The following is a 15,343-nucleotide window of genomic DNA, read 5'->3' as shown; positions in this document are numbered from 1 at the left end:
GATTTACCTCCTCCTAATGTTATTTGCCGCTGCCGGCAACGCTTTCGCCGCCGCGGGTCAGGTAATAGGCGCCGAGGATCGGCAGCATGGTCACCAGCATCACCAGCATGGCGACCACATTGGTCACCGGTACATCACGCGGCCGGCTGAGCTGGTTGAGCAACCAGATCGGCAGGGTGCGTTCGTGGCCGGCGGTAAAGGTGGTGACGATGATTTCATCGAACGACAGGGCGAAGGCCAGCATGCCGCCTGCCAACAGGGCCGAGCCGAGGTTGGGCAGGATGATGTAACGGAAGGTCTGCCAGCCGTCGGCACCGAGGTCCATCGAGGCTTCGACCAGGCTGTGGGAAGTGCGGCGCAGGCGGGCGATGACGTTGTTGTAGACGATCACCACGCAGAACGTCGCGTGGCCAACGACGATGGTGAATACGCCAGGCTCGATGCCCAGAGTCTTGAACGCTGAAAGCAGGGCGATACCGGTGATGATCCCAGGCAGCGCAATCGGCAGGATCAGCATCAGCGAGATGCTTTCCTTGCCGAAGAAGCTGCGTCGGTACAGCGCTGCCGACGCCAGGGTGCCCAGCACCAGGGCGATCAGCGTGGCCAGGCAGGCGACCTGCGCCGACAGTTTGATCGCTTCGAGTACATCGGGCCGGGAAAACGCCACGCTGAACCACTTCAGGGTAAAGCCCTGGGGCGGGAAGCTGAACGCCGCATCCTGGGTGTTGAAGGCATACAGAAAGATGATCAGGATCGGGAAGTGCAGGAACACCAACCCACCCCAGGCCGCCAGGCGCAGGCCCCAGGACGCTTGTTCAGAGTGCATCGAAAGCCCCCAGGCGTTTGACCATGGACAGGTAGATGGCGATCAGCACGATCGGCACCAGGGTGAAGGCTGCGGCCATCGGCATGTTGCCGATCGCGCCTTGCTGGGCGTAGACCATGCTGCCAATGAAGTAGCCAGGAGGGCCAACCAGCTGCGGCACGATGAAGTCGCCCAGGGTCAGCGAGAAGGTGAAGATCGAGCCGGCGGCGATGCCCGGCACCGAGAGCGGCAGGATCACCTGCATGAAGGTTTGCCGGGGCTTGGCGCCGAGGTCCGCCGAAGCTTGCAGCAGCGATGGCGGCAAGCGCTCCAGCGCGGCCTGGATGGGCAGGATCATGAACGGCAGCCAGATGTAGACAAACACCAGAAAGCGCCCCAGGTGCGAGGTCGACAGGGTGCTGCCGCCGACCCCGGGAATGCCGAGAATGAACTGCAGCACAGGTTCCAGGCTGAGCTGCTGGACGAACCATTGAGCCACGCCGCCTTTGGCCAGCAGCAGGGTCCAGGCATAGGCTTTGACGATATAGCTGGCCCACATCGGCATCATCACCGCGATGTAGAAGAAGGCCTTGGTCTTGCCGCTGGTGTAGCGGGCCATGTAGTAGGCGATCGGAAACGCCAGGGTGGCGCTGGCGATCGATACGGCAATGGCCATGCCCAGCGTGCGCAGGATGATGTCGAAGTTCGACGGATTGAACAGGGCGGCGAAATTGGCCAGGGTCAATTCCGGGGTCACCGCCATGGTGAAATCGTCGAAAGTGTAGAAGCCCTGCCAGAGCAGGCTCAGCAACGAACCGAGATAGATCGCCCCGAACCAGATCAGGGGGGGTACCAGCAATAGCGCCAGATAAAGATTGGGGCGCCGGTAGAGCAGGTTGGAGAAGCGTCGCAGGGCCAGGCTCATCTTACTGGCCCCCGTTCAATACGGTTTCCTGCAGTGAGGTCATCGCTTCCCGTGCCCAGCGGGCCTGCAGGCGTTGGCCGGTCTGCCAGGGCGTGGCCTGCTGCTGCCATTGATTGTTGGCCTGGCTGACACAGAGCAGCTGGCCATTGTCGAGCTTCAGCTCGTAGCGGGTGGCGCTGCCCTGGTACTGGATATCGTGCAGCAGGCCGCTGACCTGGACTTCATCGCTGGTGGCAGGTTGCTCGCCCAGGCGAATGTGTTCCGGACGAATCGAGAAGGGCAACTGGCTGCCGTTCAACTGCGCCGCCAATTCACCGCGCAGTACGTTGGAGGTACCGACGAACTCGGCAACAAACGTGGTGGCTGGCTTCATGTAAAGATTGCGCGGCGTGTCGACCTGCTCAATGCGGCCGCGATTGAACACTGCGACCCGATCGGACATCGACAGTGCTTCGGTCTGGTCGTGGGTGACGAAAATGAAGGTGATGCCCAGCTGGCGCTGCAGTTTTTTCAGCTCGCCCTGCATCTGTTCGCGCAGCTTCAGATCCAGTGCGCCCAGGGGTTCGTCGAGCAGCAGCACACGCGGGCGATTGACCAGGGCGCGGGCCAGGGCCACACGCTGACGCTGACCGCCGGACAGTTGCGCCGGCTTGCGCTGTCCGTAACCGCCCAGGGCGACCATGCTCAGGGCTTCTTCGGCGCGGGTCAGGCGTTCCTGTTTGCCCACACCTTTGACTTTCAGGCCATAAGCGACGTTATCGAGCACATTCATGTGCGGGAACAGGGCGTAGTCCTGGAATACCGTGTTGACGTCGCGCTGATACGGCGGCAACCCGGCCGCTTCGGCACCGTGGATACGGATGGAACCGGCGCTGGGTTGCTCGAAGCCGGCAATCAGGCGCAGGCAGGTGGTTTTGCCTGAACCCGAGGGGCCGAGCATGGAGAAAAATTCGCCGTCATGGATGTCGATTGACACCCGGTCTACGGCCTTGACCTCGCCAAAACTGCGGGAAACATCGGTGAACTGGACTGCAAGGGTCATGTGCGGTGCTCCCGGTCTTTAAGCTAGATCGCGGGGCAAGCCCGCTCCCACCGTGGAGGGCTGTGGGAGCGGGCTTGCCCCGCGAAGAGGACCTAACGGCCACCCATGATTGCAATGTAATCCTGAGTCCAGCGGCTATATGGCACGAACTTGCCACCCTCGGCCTGCGGGGTTTTCCAGAAGGCGATCTTGTCGAAGTTGTCGAAGCCATTGGTCTTGCAGCCATCGGCGCCGAGCAACTCGCTGCCGGTACAGGCTGCCGGTACCGCCGGCAGCGAGCCGAACCAGGCCGCCACGTCGCCCTGGACCTTGGGTTGCAGCGACCAGTCCATCCATTTATAGGCACAGTTGGGGTGCTTGGCCTCGGCATGCAGCATGGTGGTATCGGCCCAGCCGGTGGCACCTTCCTTGGGAATGGTCGACGACACTGGCTGTTTGTCGGCCTTCAGGGTGTTGACCATATAGCCCCAGGAGCTGGAAGCGACCACGCCCTCGTTTTTCACATCGCTCATCTGCACAGTCGCGTCATGCCAGTAGCGATGGATCAGCGGCTGTTGCTGACGCAGCAGTTCCAGCACCGCCTTGTACTGGGTTTCGTTGAGTTCGTAGGGGTTCTGGATACCCAGCTCCGGCTTCGCCGATTTCAGGTACAGCGCCGCGTCGGCAATGTAGATCGGCCCGTCGTAAGCCTGTACCCGTCCTTTGTTCGGCTTGCCGTCCGGCAGGTTCTGCGGCTCGAAGACCACGCCCCAGCTGGTGGGTGCTTCCTTGAATACATTGGTGTTGTACAGCAATACGTTGGGGCCCCACTGGTAAGGGGTGCCGTACACCTGGTTGTTGACCACATACCAGGCGCCGTCCTTGAGCCGCGGGTCGAGGTTTTTCCAGTTCGGGATCAGCGCAGTATTGATCGGTTGCACGCGCTTGCCGGCGACCAGGCGCAGCGAGGCGTCTCCTGAGGCAGTGACCAGGTCGTAACCGCCCTTGGTCATCAAACTGACCATTTCATCGGACGTGGCGGCGGTCTTGACGCTGACCTTGCAACCGGTTTCCTTCTCGAAACCGCTGACCCAGTCGTAGGCCTTGTCACTTTCACCGCGCTCGATGTAGCCGGGCCAGGCAACGATATCCAGCTGGCCTTCGCCGGCGCCTACAGCTTTCAGCGGTTCAGCGGCCTGCAGGCTGGCGCTGGCCAGCAGGGCGGTGCTCAGGCTGCTGAGCAGGGCAATCTTGTTCACGAGCATGGTGTTCCCTCTTGTTCAAATTATGGTCGGGGCAGTCATGAAAGCGCTGGCATATCGCATTAAGCGTAGTGCTGATATTCGGATCTATTCCAGTTGCTCGAATAGCCATGTCGTTTTTTTACTTGTTGGGCAACATCTGGACGCAAATGCATTCAGCCAGGCTTCAGCTTGCGGCAGTACTCTTGGGGTTTATTTACCGTCCTTGGAGGTGCCCGATGAACACCCGTGGCTTGCTCGATCAACTGCTCAAATCCGGTCAGGACCTGCTGCAAAACCAGGCTGGCAAAAGTGCTGCCGGTAAAGCCGGCGCAACTGGCGGGCTTGGCGACCTGCTCGGTGGCAAAAGCGGCGGTGGCCTTGGCAGTCTGCTCTCCGGTGCCGGTGGCGGAGCCCTGGCTGCCGGGGCCATGGGCCTGTTGATGGGCAGTAAAAAAGCGCGCAAATACGGCGGTAAAGCCCTGACCTACGGTGGCTTGGCAGCGCTTGGCGTACTGGCGTACAAGGCCTACGGTAATTGGCAGGCCAAACAGGGCGCCACGGCGCCAGCTGAACCGCAGACCCTCGATCGCCTGCCACCTGCCCAGGTCGAACAGCACAGCCAGGCAATCCTCAAGGCCCTGGTGGCGGCGGCCAAGTCCGATGGCCACGTCGACGAGCGCGAACGGGCGTTGATCGAGGGCGAGTTCGTCAAGCTCTCCAACGATCAGGAACTGCAGCACTGGCTGCATGCAGAGCTCAACAAACCGCTGGACCCGGCCGATGTGGCGCGCGCTGCCCGCACGCCGGAAATGGCCGCCGAGATGTACATCGCCAGCGTCATGCTGGTTGACGAGGAGCATTTCATGGAGCGGGCCTATCTGGACGAACTGGCCCGTCAGCTCAAGCTCGATCCGGCGTTGAAAGTCGAGCTGGAAAATCAGGTGAAACAAGCCATCGGTCAATGATTACGGGCCAGTGGCCAGGATGATGCCAATTTGCGTCGATCCAGTCTGAAAGTCAGCCGCAAAAGCCCATAGTGCCTGGGCTATACTCTGCCCATTTTTCTGCTCGCGTAGAACACTTGAGGGCTGACTGTGAAAAACTGGACCTTGCGCCAACGGATCCTGGCGAGCTTCGCCGTGATTATCGCCATCATGCTGTTGATGGTGGTGGCGGCCTATTCGCGCCTGGTGACCATCGAGTCCGATGAGGAAGCGGTGCGGACCGACAGTATTCCCGGGGTTTACTACAGTTCGATGATCCGCAGTGCCTGGGTCGACAGTTATGTGTTGACCCAGCAACTGGTGGGTCTGAGCGGGCAGCGCGAGCTCACGGCATCCGACAAGGCGCAGTACAAGGACTTTGAAGATCGCCTCAAGCAGCACATGGCCAGCTATCAGGCGACTATCCAGAATCCCGACGACCAAGCCAACTTCGAAGAGTTCGGCCGCCTCGAAGATGTCTACACCAAGGCTATCGATAGGGTGCTTGAAGCCTATGTCCGCAAGGACTACGCCCAAGCCCAGCAATTGATTGGCGACGTACTGACTCCGGCCTGGGTTACTGGCCGCAAACACCTGAACAGTGTGATCGAGCGCAACCGGCATTCGGCCGAAGAGGCGGCCGACTCGATCGTCGGTGCGGTGATCACGGCCAAGGTCAGCATGATCATTTCCCTGGTTCTGGCGATTATTGCCGCTGCTATTTGTGGCTTGCTGCTGATGCGTGCCATCACCGCGCCCATGCAACGTATCGTGCATGCTCTGGACAAACTCAGTAGCGGTGACCTCAGTGTGCGCATGAACCTCGATCGCAAGGACGAGTTTGGCGCAGTGGAAACCGGTTTCAACGACATGATGGGCGAGCTGACCAACCTGGTGTCCCAGGCCCAGCGCTCTTCGGTGCAGGTGACCACATCGGTGACCGAGATCGCCGCCACCTCCAAGCAACAGCAGGCGACTGCCACCGAAACCGCCGCCACCACCACGGAAATCGGCGCCACCTCGCGGGAAATCGCAGCTACCTCCCGTGATCTGGTACGGACCATGACCGAAGTCACTTCGGCCGCCGACCAGGCGTCGATCCTCGCCGGCTCCGGCCAGCAAGGTCTGGCGCGCATGGAAGAGACCATGCATCAGGTGATGGGCGCAGCCGACCTGGTCAACAACAAGCTGGCGATCCTCAACGAGAAGGCGGGCAACATCAATCAGGTGGTGGTGACGATCGTCAAGGTCGCCGACCAGACCAACCTGCTTTCGCTCAATGCCGCCATCGAGGCGGAAAAGGCCGGCGAATATGGCCGCGGCTTTGCCGTGGTGGCGACTGAAGTGCGGCGTCTGGCCGACCAGACCGCGGTGGCCACCTATGACATCGAACAGATGGTCCGCGAGATCCAGTCGGCAGTGTCGGCCGGGGTCATGGGCATGGACAAGTTCTCTGAAGAAGTGCGCCGTGGCATGTTCGAAGTGCAGCAGGTCGGTGAGCAACTGAGCCAGATCATCCATCAGGTCCAGGCCCTGGCGCCGCGGGTGCTGATGGTCAATGAGGGGATGCAGGCCCAGGCCACCGGTGCCGAGCAGATCAACCACGCCCTGGCGCAACTGGGCGATGCCAGCAGCCAGACCGTGGAATCGCTGCGCCAGGCCAGTTTTGCCATCGATGAGTTGAGTCAGGTGGCGAGCGGCCTGCGTGGCGGTGTATCGCGGTTCAAAGTCTGACCTGCCGATGAGCGACCTTCAGCCCCGCAGCAGCCAGGACGCAAGCGCTCACGGGACCTTGCACCTGTTGTTCAGAATCGGTGAGCAGCGCTTTGCTCTCGACGCCCATGAGGTTGTCGAAGTGTTGCCGCGCCTGCCGCTCAAACCTATCGCGCAGACACCGGACTGGGTGGCCGGAGTGCTGGCGCATCGCGGTGCGCTGGTGCCGGTGATCGACGTCGGCGCCTTGAGTTTCGGCCTGCCGGCACCGGTGCGTACCAGCACCCGGCTGGTGCTGGTGCACTACCGGGTTGAACCGCTACGGCCAGGACTGTTGCTGGGTTTGATCCTTGAGCAGGCCACCGACACCTTGCGTTGCCTGCCCGAAGCGTTTCAGCCCTACGGTCTGGACAATCAGCAGGCACCTTACCTTGGGCCAGTGCGCGAAGACGCCCATGGGCTGGTGCAACGCATCAGTGTGCAGGACCTGCTCAGCGACTCAGTACGGGCGCTGCTGTATCCCTTGCCTGAGCAACAGGCAAGTGAGCGTCAGGAGCCACAATGAGCAACCAGCAGCGTTTTTTCCGTTTCTTGCAGGAGCGCATCGGCCTGGACGTCGCCTCGGTCGGCGCGCCGATGGTCGAGCGTGCGTTACGCCAGCGTTGCTCCGCACTGGGGGCCTACGACCTGGATGACTACTGGTTGCGCTTGCAGCAATCGACAGCGGAGCAACAGGCGCTTATCGAAGCGGTGATTGTTCCGGAAACCTGGTTCTTTCGATATCCAGAATCGTTCACGGCGCTGGCGGGCCTGGCCAGCAAGCGTCTGGCCGAGCTGGCCGGGGCGCGGCCGCTGCGTATCCTCAGCCTGCCGTGCTCCACCGGTGAAGAGCCTTATTCCATCGCCATGACCTTGCTTGACGCCGGCATTGCCGGGAACTCGTTCCGGGTCGATGGCATGGACATCAGCCCCCTGTCGATCAACCGGGCCGAGCAAGGGCTGTATGGGCGCAATTCCTTTCGTGGTTCGCACCTTGAGTTTCGCCAGCGGCATTTTGACGAAAGCGACGACGGCCACATCGTTCATGAGCGTGTGCGCCAGCAGGTCAAGTTGCAGGTGGGGAATGTGCTTGATCCGGCATTGAAGGCCCAGGCGGGCAGTTATGACTTTGTGTTCTGCCGCAATCTGCTGATCTATTTCGATCTGCCAACCCAGCAACGGGTGTTCGAAGTGCTCAAGCGTCTGATCCATGAGCAAGGCGTACTGTTCATCGGCCCGGCCGAGGGCAGCCTGCTGGCGCGGATGGGCATGCGCCCGTTGGGTATCGCTCAGTCCTTTGCCTATGTGCGCCAGGCTGAAAGCGAACCTGTGCTCAACAGCAAACCGCTGACGATGGCGCCACTCTCTGCAGCACCCGGCCCTTTATCGCGTCCATCGCCAGTGGCGGCGCCACCGCGCAAGTTCAATATCATTGCCGCGCCAACACCGATCGGGCCCGCGGTATCAGAAAGCAATGCTGAATTGCTGGCGCAGATTGCCCGCTTGGCCAATGCCGGTAGCAGCGCTGAAGCCCAGGCGGCGTGCGCGCGTTATCTGCAGCATTATCCGCCGCATGCCCAGGTGTTCTACTGGCTGGGTTTGCTCAGTGATATCGCGGGCGACACCGGCGAAGCGCTCAGCCATTACCGCAAGGCGTTGTACCTCGATCCGCAGCATGCTGACGCCTTGGCGCACCTGGCGGCCCTGCTGGCGTCCCAGGGTGATGTCGCTGGCGCCCGCCGCCTGCAGGAGCGCGCTGCACGACGGGCTGACCGGGAGTCTGAACAATGAGGGGAGAGCAACAGGTGCAAGTGGTTGCTGCGGATGCCGCCAGCATTGATGACTGCTGGAACCGGATCGGTGTGCGCGGTGACAAGAGCTGTCCGTTGCTGGCCGAACATATCCACTGCCGTAATTGCGATGTCTATGCCCGCGCCGCAACGCGTCTGCTGGACCGTTACTCGCTGTCTCAGGATGCCCATGAGCAGGCGCAGGTGCAGGAAGAGGGCGGCGGTCGTTCAATGCTCCTGTTCCGTCTGGGGGAGGAGTGGCTGGCGCTGGCGACCCGTTGCCTGGTCGAGGTCGCGCCGTTGCAACCGGTACATTCGTTGCCTCACCAACGTTCACGGGCCTTGCAGGGCGTCGTCAACGTGCGTGGCGCACTGGTGCCCTGTCTGTCACTGACCGACCTGCTGGATCTGGACGTACTCGGCACAGCCAGCACATCGGCGCGGGTCATGCCGCGCATGCTGATCATTGCTGCCGCCGGTGGTTCGGTGGTGGTGCGGGTGGATGAAGTGGATGGTATTCACGGCCTGGACCCCGAGCGCCTGGTGCATGACCAGGGCGAAACGCGCTTTACCGCCGCCGTGCTGCAGTGGCGTGGGCGCAGTGTACGGGTGCTGGATGAAGAACAAGTGCTGTCTGCTGTGAACCGGAGCCTTTCATGACCCCAGAGCAAATGCGCGATGCTTCGTTGCTCGAACTGTTCAGCCTGGAGGCCGAGGCCCAGACCCAGGTGCTCAGTGCCGGCCTGCTGGCGCTGGAGCGCAATCCGACCCAGGCCGATCAACTGGAAGCCTGCATGCGCGCGGCTCATTCGCTCAAGGGCGCAGCGCGGATTGTTGGCGTCGATGCCGGGGTCAGCGTTGCCCATGTCATGGAAGACTGCCTGGTCGGTGCACAGGAAGGCCGCTTGTTGCTGCGGGCGGAACATATCGATGCCTTGTTGCAAGGTACCGACCTGCTGATGCGAATCGCCACCCCAGGCGATGCGGCCATTGAACCTGCGGTACAGGCATTTCTCGTGCAGATGGCGGGACTGCTGGACCCGGCAGCTACAGCGACGATGAGCGCGCCGCCTGTGCCGATGCCAAGGGTTGAGCCTGAGCCGGTGATGGCTGAAGCGCTGATCGAGCCGGTACAAGCCGACGCCGAACCCGAGGCTCCTGTCCAGCGCAAGGGCAAGCGCGCCGCTGAAGGTGGCGAGCGGATCCTGCGGGTTACCGCCGAACGCTTGAACAGCCTGCTCGACCTGTCGAGCAAGGCGCTGGTCGAAACCCAGCGTTTCAAGCCGTATCTGGCCACCTTGCAGCGCCTCAAGCGCATGCACAGCCAAAGCGTTCGTGCCCTCGATGGTCTGAAAAACCAGCTGCAAGCCAGCGGCCAGAGCGCGGAAGTTCAGGAAGCCCTGGCTCAGGCCCAGCAACTGCTGGGACAAACCCAGCAGCTTCTGCTGCAACAGGCCGCCGATCTCGATGAGTTCGGTTGGCAGGCCAGTCAGCGCGCGCAATTGCTTTATGACACCGCCCTGGCCTGCCGCATGCGGCCCTTTGCCGATGTGCTCACCGGGCAAAGCCGGATGGTCCGCGACCTGGGGCGCTCGCTGGGCAAACAGGTGCGCCTGGAGATCGAAGGCGAAAAGACCCAGGTAGATCGCGATGTCCTGGAAAAACTTGAAGCACCGCTGACCCACTTGCTGCGCAATGCTGTCGACCACGGCATCGAGCTGCCTGAGCGACGGCTGCTGGCCGGCAAATCGCAGGAAGGGCATATCCGCTTGCGTGCATCGCATCAGGCTGGCCTGCTGGTGCTTGAGCTTAGCGATGACGGTGCTGGCGTGGATTTGCAGCGCTTGCGCCAGAGCATTATCGAGCGCCAGCTGTCGCCGGCCGAAACCGTGGCGCAGATGAGCGAAGCGGAGCTGCTGACCTTCCTGTTCCTGCCAGGCTTCAGCCTGCGTGACCAGGTCACCGAAGTTTCCGGGCGTGGCGTTGGTCTGGACGCGGTGCAGCATATGGTCCGTCAACTGCGCGGCTCGATCGTGTTGAGCCAGACCAGTGGCCAGGGCAGCAGTTTCCACCTGGAAGTGCCGCTGACCCTGTCGGTGGTGCGCAGCCTGGTGGTCGAGGTCGCTGCCGAGGCTTATGCCTTCCCCCTGGCGCACATAGAACGCACCCTGGAGCTGCCGACCGAAGCCATCGTGCAGATTGAGGGACGCCAGCATTTCTGGCATGAAGGCCGGCATATCGGCCTGGTCGCGGCCAGTCAATTGCTCAATCGCCCGCCGAGCCAGACCGACGGGCAAACGATCAAAGTGGTGGTCATCCGCGAGCGCGAGATGCTCTACGGTGTGGCGGTCGAGCGTCTGGTAGGCGAGCGGGTGCTGGTGGTGATGCCGCTCGACGCGCGGCTGGGCAAGATTCAGGATATTTCATCGGGTGCCCTGCTTGATGATGGCAGCGTTGTGCTGATCATCGACGTTGAAGACTTGTTGCGATCGGTCGATAAGCTCTTGAGCACCGGTCGCCTTGAGCGAATCGAGCGTGGTCAGCGTACTACCCGCGAGGCGACGCGCAAGCGCATCCTGGTGGTCGATGACTCGCTGACCGTACGCGAGTTGCAGCGCAAGCTGCTGAGCAACCGTGGCTATGAGGTGGCGGTCGCAGTCGATGGCATGGACGGTTGGAACGCCTTGCGCAGCGAGGATTTCGACCTGCTGATCACCGACATCGACATGCCGCGAATGGATGGCATCGAGCTGGTCACCTTGTTGCGTCGTGACAGCCGTCTGCAGACGTTGCCGGTGATGGTGGTCTCCTACAAGGACCGGGAAGAAGATCGCCGCCGTGGACTGGACGCTGGAGCCGACTACTATTTGGCCAAGGCCAGTTTCCACGATGACGCCTTGCTTGATGCCGTGGTTGAGTTGATCGGGGGAGCCCAGGGATGAAGATCGCTATCGTCAACGACATGCCCATGGCCGTGGAGGCGCTGCGCCGGGCGTTGGCGTTCGAACCCATGCACCAGGTGGTCTGGGTCGCCAGCAATGGCGCGGAGGCGGTGAAGCTGTGCGCCGAACAGACGCCGGACCTGATCCTGATGGATCTGATCATGCCGGTCATGGATGGCGTCGAGGCGACCCGGCGGATCATGGCCGAGACACCCTGCGCCATCGTGATTGTCACCGTGGACCGCCAGCAGAATGTCCACCGGGTGTTCGAAGCCATGGGCCATGGCGCGCTGGATGTGGTCGATACCCCGGCCCTGGGCGCTGGCGATCCCAAGGAAGCAGCCGCACCGCTGTTGCGCAAGATCCTCAATATCGGCTGGTTGATCGGCCAGCAGCGCAGCAACACGCCGCGGCCAATGGCTGCGCCTTTGCGTGAAGCGGCGCAACGGCAGGGGCTGGTGGCCATCGGCTCATCAGCGGGTGGGCCGGCGGCCCTGGAAGTCTTGCTCAAAGGCTTGCCGCAGGCGTTTCCCGCCGCCATCGTGCTGGTTCAGCACGTTGACCAGGTGTTCGCCGCGGGCATGGCCGAATGGCTCAGCAGTGCTTCGGGCTTACCGGTGCGCCTGGCCCGTGAAGGCGAGCCGCCGCAGCCCGGGCAGGTGTTGCTGGCAGGCACCAATCACCACATCCGCCTGCTCAAGAACGGCACCCTGGCCTACACCGCCGAGCCGGTAAACGAGATCTACCGGCCTTCGATCGACGTATTTTTTGAAAGCGTGGCCCGTTACTGGCGAGGTGACGCGGTTGGCGTGTTGCTGACCGGCATGGGACGCGATGGCGCCCAGGGCCTGAAGCTGATGCGCCAGCAGAACTTCCTGACCATTGCTCAGGACCAACACAGCAGCGCCGTCTATGGCATGCCCAAGGCCGCAGTCGCGATCGACGCGGCGATGGAGATTCGCCCGCTGGAACGGATCGCTGCGCGATTAATGGAAATATTTCCAAAATGACGATATGTATTGTGCCACGCCGGCCAGTCGGCAGTGACCAGGTGACAGCGCATGAATGATTTACCGCTCGACGGTTTCCCGACCACCAATGAAAACTCGGCAATGGTCCTGTTGGTCGACGATCAAGCCATGATCGGTGAAGCGGTGCGCCGTGGTCTGGCTTATGAAGAGAACATCGATTTTCACTTCTGTGCCGATCCCCATCAGGCCGTGGCCCAGGCGGTGCGGATCAAGCCGACAGTGATCCTGCAAGACCTGATCATGCCCGGCCTCGATGGTTTGACGCTGGTGCGCGAGTACCGTAACAACCCGGCAACCCGGGACATTCCGATCATCGTCCTGTCGACCAAGGAAGACCCGCTGGTCAAGAGCGCGGCCTTTGCAGCGGGCGCCAACGATTACCTGGTCAAGCTGCCGGATACCATCGAGCTGGTAGCACGCATTCGCTACCACTCGCGTTCCTACCTGACCTTGCTGCAACGCGATGAGGCCTACCGTGCCCTGCGCGTCAGCCAGCAGCAGCTGCTCGACACCAATCTGGTGTTGCAACGCCTGATGAACTCCGACGGCCTGACCGGGCTGTCGAACCGCCGTCATTTCGATGAGTATCTGGAACTGGAATGGCGTCGGGCGATGCGTGAGCAGGCCCAGCTATCGCTGCTGATGATCGATGTTGACTACTTTAAGGCATTCAACGATACCTTCGGACATCTGGCCGGCGACGAGGCGTTGCGCAAGGTCGCCGAAGCCATTCGTGGCTCCTGTGCCCGCCCCAGTGACCTGCCTGCCCGTTATGGCGGCGAAGAGTTCGCTCTGGTGCTCCCGAACACCTCGCCGGGCGGGGCGCGCCTGGTGGCGGAGAAGCTGCGCCAGAGCGTGGTTGCGATGAACATCGCCCACGATTTGCCGGTCGCCAACTCCTGCCTGACTGTGAGCATTGGCCTGGCCACTCTCACACCGGGCATCGGCAGTCATTGCCGGCAGCTGATCTCGGCGGCGGACAAAGGACTGTACCTGGCCAAGAACAGCGGGAGGAATCAGGTCGGGATCGCTTGAAGTCCCTCCTGGCTACCCATTTGCCGTGCACTGTCGTCCCTCTGGAGTGAAGTCGTTTGAATCGACCTTGACTTGGGGCGGCGTTGTAAAAGCAATTGGAGTGAGATGAACCAGTGAGGTTGAGAGTGTGGGCTATATCTGCACGCCAGGCCGATACAGTCTACCTCACCGATCTGCAAGTTATCAGGCGATTACTTTTACTTGGCGTCGCGGGTCTGATAACACAACGTCCCTGTCGTTATAAGCGGCATAAATTTTTACTTGAACGGTTAACAGCTCTCCAATGTTTGGGGGGTAGGGTAAAAAGGTACGTTACCGTTAATGTTGTTTTGTGGGTCAACGCTCACGCTTGTCCCGTATGAGCTATCGCCAATCAACAACACGCAAAGAATGTTGCTCAGGCCTTCTTGGTCGTCACAGTCGAGTCCAGGGTAATCATAAGCAACATCGACCGAGTTGAAAGTGCCTAGATCTTTAAGGCTGATGGTGCCTTTTTTTCTTGCTTGATTGTGAACGTGCCAATGGGTTTGCGTGGAGTGCACTCTGCTTCGTCGATGTCTTTCTGAGTTTGCTTGGATGTCATGGTGTGGTCTCATTCTTTAAAAATTGTGGATGTGCAGGTTTGGTAAGTTCTGCATGAATAGATAAATGCATTGGTATAACCTGCGCAACTGGCAAAAATGATAGGTATTTATTTGCTCTATGATTAAACGGACAGGGCCATGGGATTGGTGGAAATGTCAGGTCAGCGGTAGTCGCCTTAGGTGCGTACCGAGACTTAGCGATATGACAGGAGGGGCTGGGACCAGCACTACAGACTCGGTTGTACTCTCCGGCTTTTCTACCGATTACGCACGAGAGCTGCCCGCCCATGGAAATCCAACCGATCCTGAACACCATCAAGGACCTGACCGAGCGCTCCGAGTCCTGGTGCATTTCATTCGGGCGTACCTGATATTTTTGCTAGTAGCGGAGTCGATCAGGGAGGTGTTCAATACTCCGGGCTGCGCCATCACTTGCTAAGGGACTACACAATGTCAGACAAAAAACAGCTACCAAACGACAGCTCCGCCTTATCTATCGCTCAAGTACCGGAGGTTGTGCCGGTCATTGAATCGGTCGTGGATCTTGAGGGTAATTCGATTCCTAATAATGGCAGCACCTCCAGCCGTGGAATAACTCTGAAGGGGACGGGCACGGCGAACATGCTGATGCACCTCTTCTGGGGGCTGGCCGATGCTGGTGGCGGGGAGCCTGAATTCAGCAGTGGGGCCTTTAAGGTTGGAAAAGACGGAAACTGGAGCGTAACATCTAGCTTCGGTGCCCCTATACTCGGCAGCTACTTGTATAAGATGAAATCGAGTTATAGAAACCAGCTGGAGTCTGAGATCTGGAGGATTAATTACGTATCCACCTCCCCGGAGAAGGCTTCTTGATTTTGACAAAATGTCCAAGCCCACCCTGTTGAGGGGGCTGATGAAGTAGATGAGCTTTGCCGATGCCGAGTTCATTGACTGACAACATGCACTCCAGTGAAGTGGGCTGTATCGGTACTGGCGTACAGATACAGTCCATATTATCAGCGTCACCGTTTCAGCTCAGCCCATTCGCTTTACAGCACCGTTCCAGGTCAAAGCCGATTCAAACAACTACAGCCCGGAGGTATTCATTCGCTCTATGATTAAACGGCCAGGACCATGGCGCTGGTAGAACTTTCAGGTTAGCGACTGTCACCTTGGGCGCGCACCGAGACGTAGCGATATGATAGGTGGGGCTGGGAGCAGCACCGCAGACTCGGTTATACTCCCCGGCTTT

General features: G+C 60.6%; 13 protein-coding genes. 9 read left to right on the top strand and 4 right to left on the bottom strand.

The genetic code is table 11. The features are described 5' to 3' along the window. Positions 1–19: 19 nt before the first annotated feature. The 4 genes from PSAKL28_RS20885 to ydcS all read right to left on the bottom strand — a co-directional run bounded on the left by PSAKL28_RS20885 (position 20) and on the right by ydcS (position 4,016). Positions 20–826, bottom strand: a complete 807-nt coding sequence (locus tag PSAKL28_RS20885; RefSeq protein ID WP_038614123.1) for an ABC transporter permease — start codon at positions 824–826, stop codon at positions 20–22. After that, positions 816–1,730: an ABC transporter permease gene (locus PSAKL28_RS20880; protein WP_038614120.1), complete on the bottom strand. Its 915-nt coding sequence runs from the start codon at positions 1,728–1,730 to the stop codon at positions 816–818. Before PSAKL28_RS20880 ends, PSAKL28_RS20885 begins: the two co-directional genes overlap by 11 nt. Position 1,731: 1 nt before the next feature. Further along, a complete protein-coding gene (locus tag PSAKL28_RS20875; RefSeq protein WP_038614118.1) occupies positions 1,732–2,772 on the bottom strand; it encodes an ABC transporter ATP-binding protein in 1,041 nt (346 codons plus the stop codon). A 92-nt stretch (positions 2,773–2,864) separates the two neighbouring features. Next, positions 2,865–4,016 (bottom strand): putative ABC transporter substrate-binding protein YdcS, encoded by a 1,152-nt coding sequence (gene ydcS / locus PSAKL28_RS20870; protein ID WP_038614116.1) that lies wholly within the window; start codon positions 4,014–4,016, stop codon positions 2,865–2,867. A 215-nt stretch (positions 4,017–4,231) separates the two neighbouring features. Between ydcS and PSAKL28_RS20865 the strand changes: the two genes are divergently transcribed. The 9 genes from PSAKL28_RS20865 (at position 4,232) to PSAKL28_RS20825 (ending at position 14,964) form a co-directional block, all read left to right on the top strand. Continuing rightward, on the top strand, positions 4,232–4,960 hold the full coding sequence (locus tag PSAKL28_RS20865) for a tellurite resistance TerB family protein (protein ID WP_038614114.1): 729 nt from the start codon (positions 4,232–4,234) through the stop codon (positions 4,958–4,960). Positions 4,961–5,149: 189 nt separating this feature from the next. Continuing rightward, positions 5,150–6,712 (top strand): methyl-accepting chemotaxis protein, encoded by a 1,563-nt coding sequence (locus tag PSAKL28_RS20860; RefSeq protein WP_442604624.1) that lies wholly within the window; start codon positions 5,150–5,152, stop codon positions 6,710–6,712. A 7-nt stretch (positions 6,713–6,719) separates the two neighbouring features. Continuing rightward, entirely contained in the window at positions 6,720–7,256 is a 537-nt protein-coding gene (locus PSAKL28_RS20855) for a chemotaxis protein CheW (protein WP_038614110.1), read from the top strand. After that, positions 7,253–8,521, top strand: coding sequence for a CheR family methyltransferase (locus PSAKL28_RS20850; protein ID WP_038614108.1), 1,269 nt, complete (start codon positions 7,253–7,255; stop codon positions 8,519–8,521). The genes PSAKL28_RS20855 and PSAKL28_RS20850 overlap by 4 nt, the downstream gene beginning before the upstream one ends. Continuing rightward, positions 8,518–9,180 carry a chemotaxis protein CheW gene (locus PSAKL28_RS20845; RefSeq protein ID WP_038614106.1) on the top strand — a complete coding sequence of 221 codons (663 nt, stop codon included), beginning with the start codon at positions 8,518–8,520 and terminating at the stop codon, positions 9,178–9,180. Before PSAKL28_RS20850 ends, PSAKL28_RS20845 begins: the two co-directional genes overlap by 4 nt. After that, positions 9,177–11,462, top strand: a complete 2,286-nt coding sequence (locus tag PSAKL28_RS20840) for a hybrid sensor histidine kinase/response regulator (RefSeq protein WP_038614104.1) — start codon at positions 9,177–9,179, stop codon at positions 11,460–11,462. The genes PSAKL28_RS20845 and PSAKL28_RS20840 overlap by 4 nt, the downstream gene beginning before the upstream one ends. After that, the gene (locus PSAKL28_RS20835; protein WP_038614102.1) at positions 11,459–12,472 is read left to right on the top strand and encodes a chemotaxis response regulator protein-glutamate methylesterase; all 1,014 of its coding nucleotides are present in this window, start codon (positions 11,459–11,461) and stop codon (positions 12,470–12,472) included. The genes PSAKL28_RS20840 and PSAKL28_RS20835 overlap by 4 nt, the downstream gene beginning before the upstream one ends. Positions 12,473–12,523: 51 nt before the next feature. After that, positions 12,524–13,528 carry a response regulator gene (locus tag PSAKL28_RS20830; RefSeq protein ID WP_038614100.1) on the top strand — a complete coding sequence of 335 codons (1,005 nt, stop codon included), beginning with the start codon at positions 12,524–12,526 and terminating at the stop codon, positions 13,526–13,528. A 1,034-nt stretch (positions 13,529–14,562) separates the two neighbouring features. Beyond that, entirely contained in the window at positions 14,563–14,964 is a 402-nt protein-coding gene (locus PSAKL28_RS20825) for a hypothetical protein (RefSeq protein WP_038614098.1), read from the top strand. The last annotated feature ends 379 nt before the right edge of the window (positions 14,965–15,343 follow it).

Source organism: Pseudomonas alkylphenolica (assembly GCF_000746525.1).
GTDB classification, from domain to species: Bacteria; Pseudomonadota; Gammaproteobacteria; order Pseudomonadales; family Pseudomonadaceae; genus Aquipseudomonas; species Aquipseudomonas alkylphenolica.
Note: the sequence above shows the minus strand (reverse complement) of the source record. Positions and strands in the feature narration are given on the sequence as shown.

Excerpts from the sequence above, each read along its gene's own strand:
- PSAKL28_RS20855 (WP_038614110.1), top strand. The coding sequence starts at position 6,720 with ATGAGCGACCTTCAGCCCCGCAGCAGCCAGGACGCAAGCGCTCACGGG.
- PSAKL28_RS20880 (WP_038614120.1), bottom strand. The coding sequence starts at position 1,730 with ATGAGCCTGGCCCTGCGACGCTTCTCCAACCTGCTCTACCGGCGCCCC.
- PSAKL28_RS20830 (WP_038614100.1), top strand. The coding sequence starts at position 12,524 with ATGAATGATTTACCGCTCGACGGTTTCCCGACCACCAATGAAAACTCG.
- PSAKL28_RS20850 (WP_038614108.1), top strand. The coding sequence starts at position 7,253 with ATGAGCAACCAGCAGCGTTTTTTCCGTTTCTTGCAGGAGCGCATCGGC.
- ydcS (WP_038614116.1), bottom strand. The coding sequence starts at position 4,016 with ATGCTCGTGAACAAGATTGCCCTGCTCAGCAGCCTGAGCACCGCCCTG.
- PSAKL28_RS20865 (WP_038614114.1), top strand. The coding sequence starts at position 4,232 with ATGAACACCCGTGGCTTGCTCGATCAACTGCTCAAATCCGGTCAGGAC.
- PSAKL28_RS20825 (WP_038614098.1), top strand. The coding sequence starts at position 14,563 with ATGTCAGACAAAAAACAGCTACCAAACGACAGCTCCGCCTTATCTATC.
- PSAKL28_RS20885 (WP_038614123.1), bottom strand. The coding sequence starts at position 826 with ATGCACTCTGAACAAGCGTCCTGGGGCCTGCGCCTGGCGGCCTGGGGT.
- PSAKL28_RS20840 (WP_038614104.1), top strand. The coding sequence starts at position 9,177 with ATGACCCCAGAGCAAATGCGCGATGCTTCGTTGCTCGAACTGTTCAGC.
- PSAKL28_RS20875 (WP_038614118.1), bottom strand. The coding sequence starts at position 2,772 with ATGACCCTTGCAGTCCAGTTCACCGATGTTTCCCGCAGTTTTGGCGAG.
- PSAKL28_RS20860 (WP_442604624.1), top strand. The coding sequence starts at position 5,150 with ATGCTGTTGATGGTGGTGGCGGCCTATTCGCGCCTGGTGACCATCGAG.
- PSAKL28_RS20835 (WP_038614102.1), top strand. The coding sequence starts at position 11,459 with ATGAAGATCGCTATCGTCAACGACATGCCCATGGCCGTGGAGGCGCTG.
- PSAKL28_RS20845 (WP_038614106.1), top strand. The coding sequence starts at position 8,518 with ATGAGGGGAGAGCAACAGGTGCAAGTGGTTGCTGCGGATGCCGCCAGC.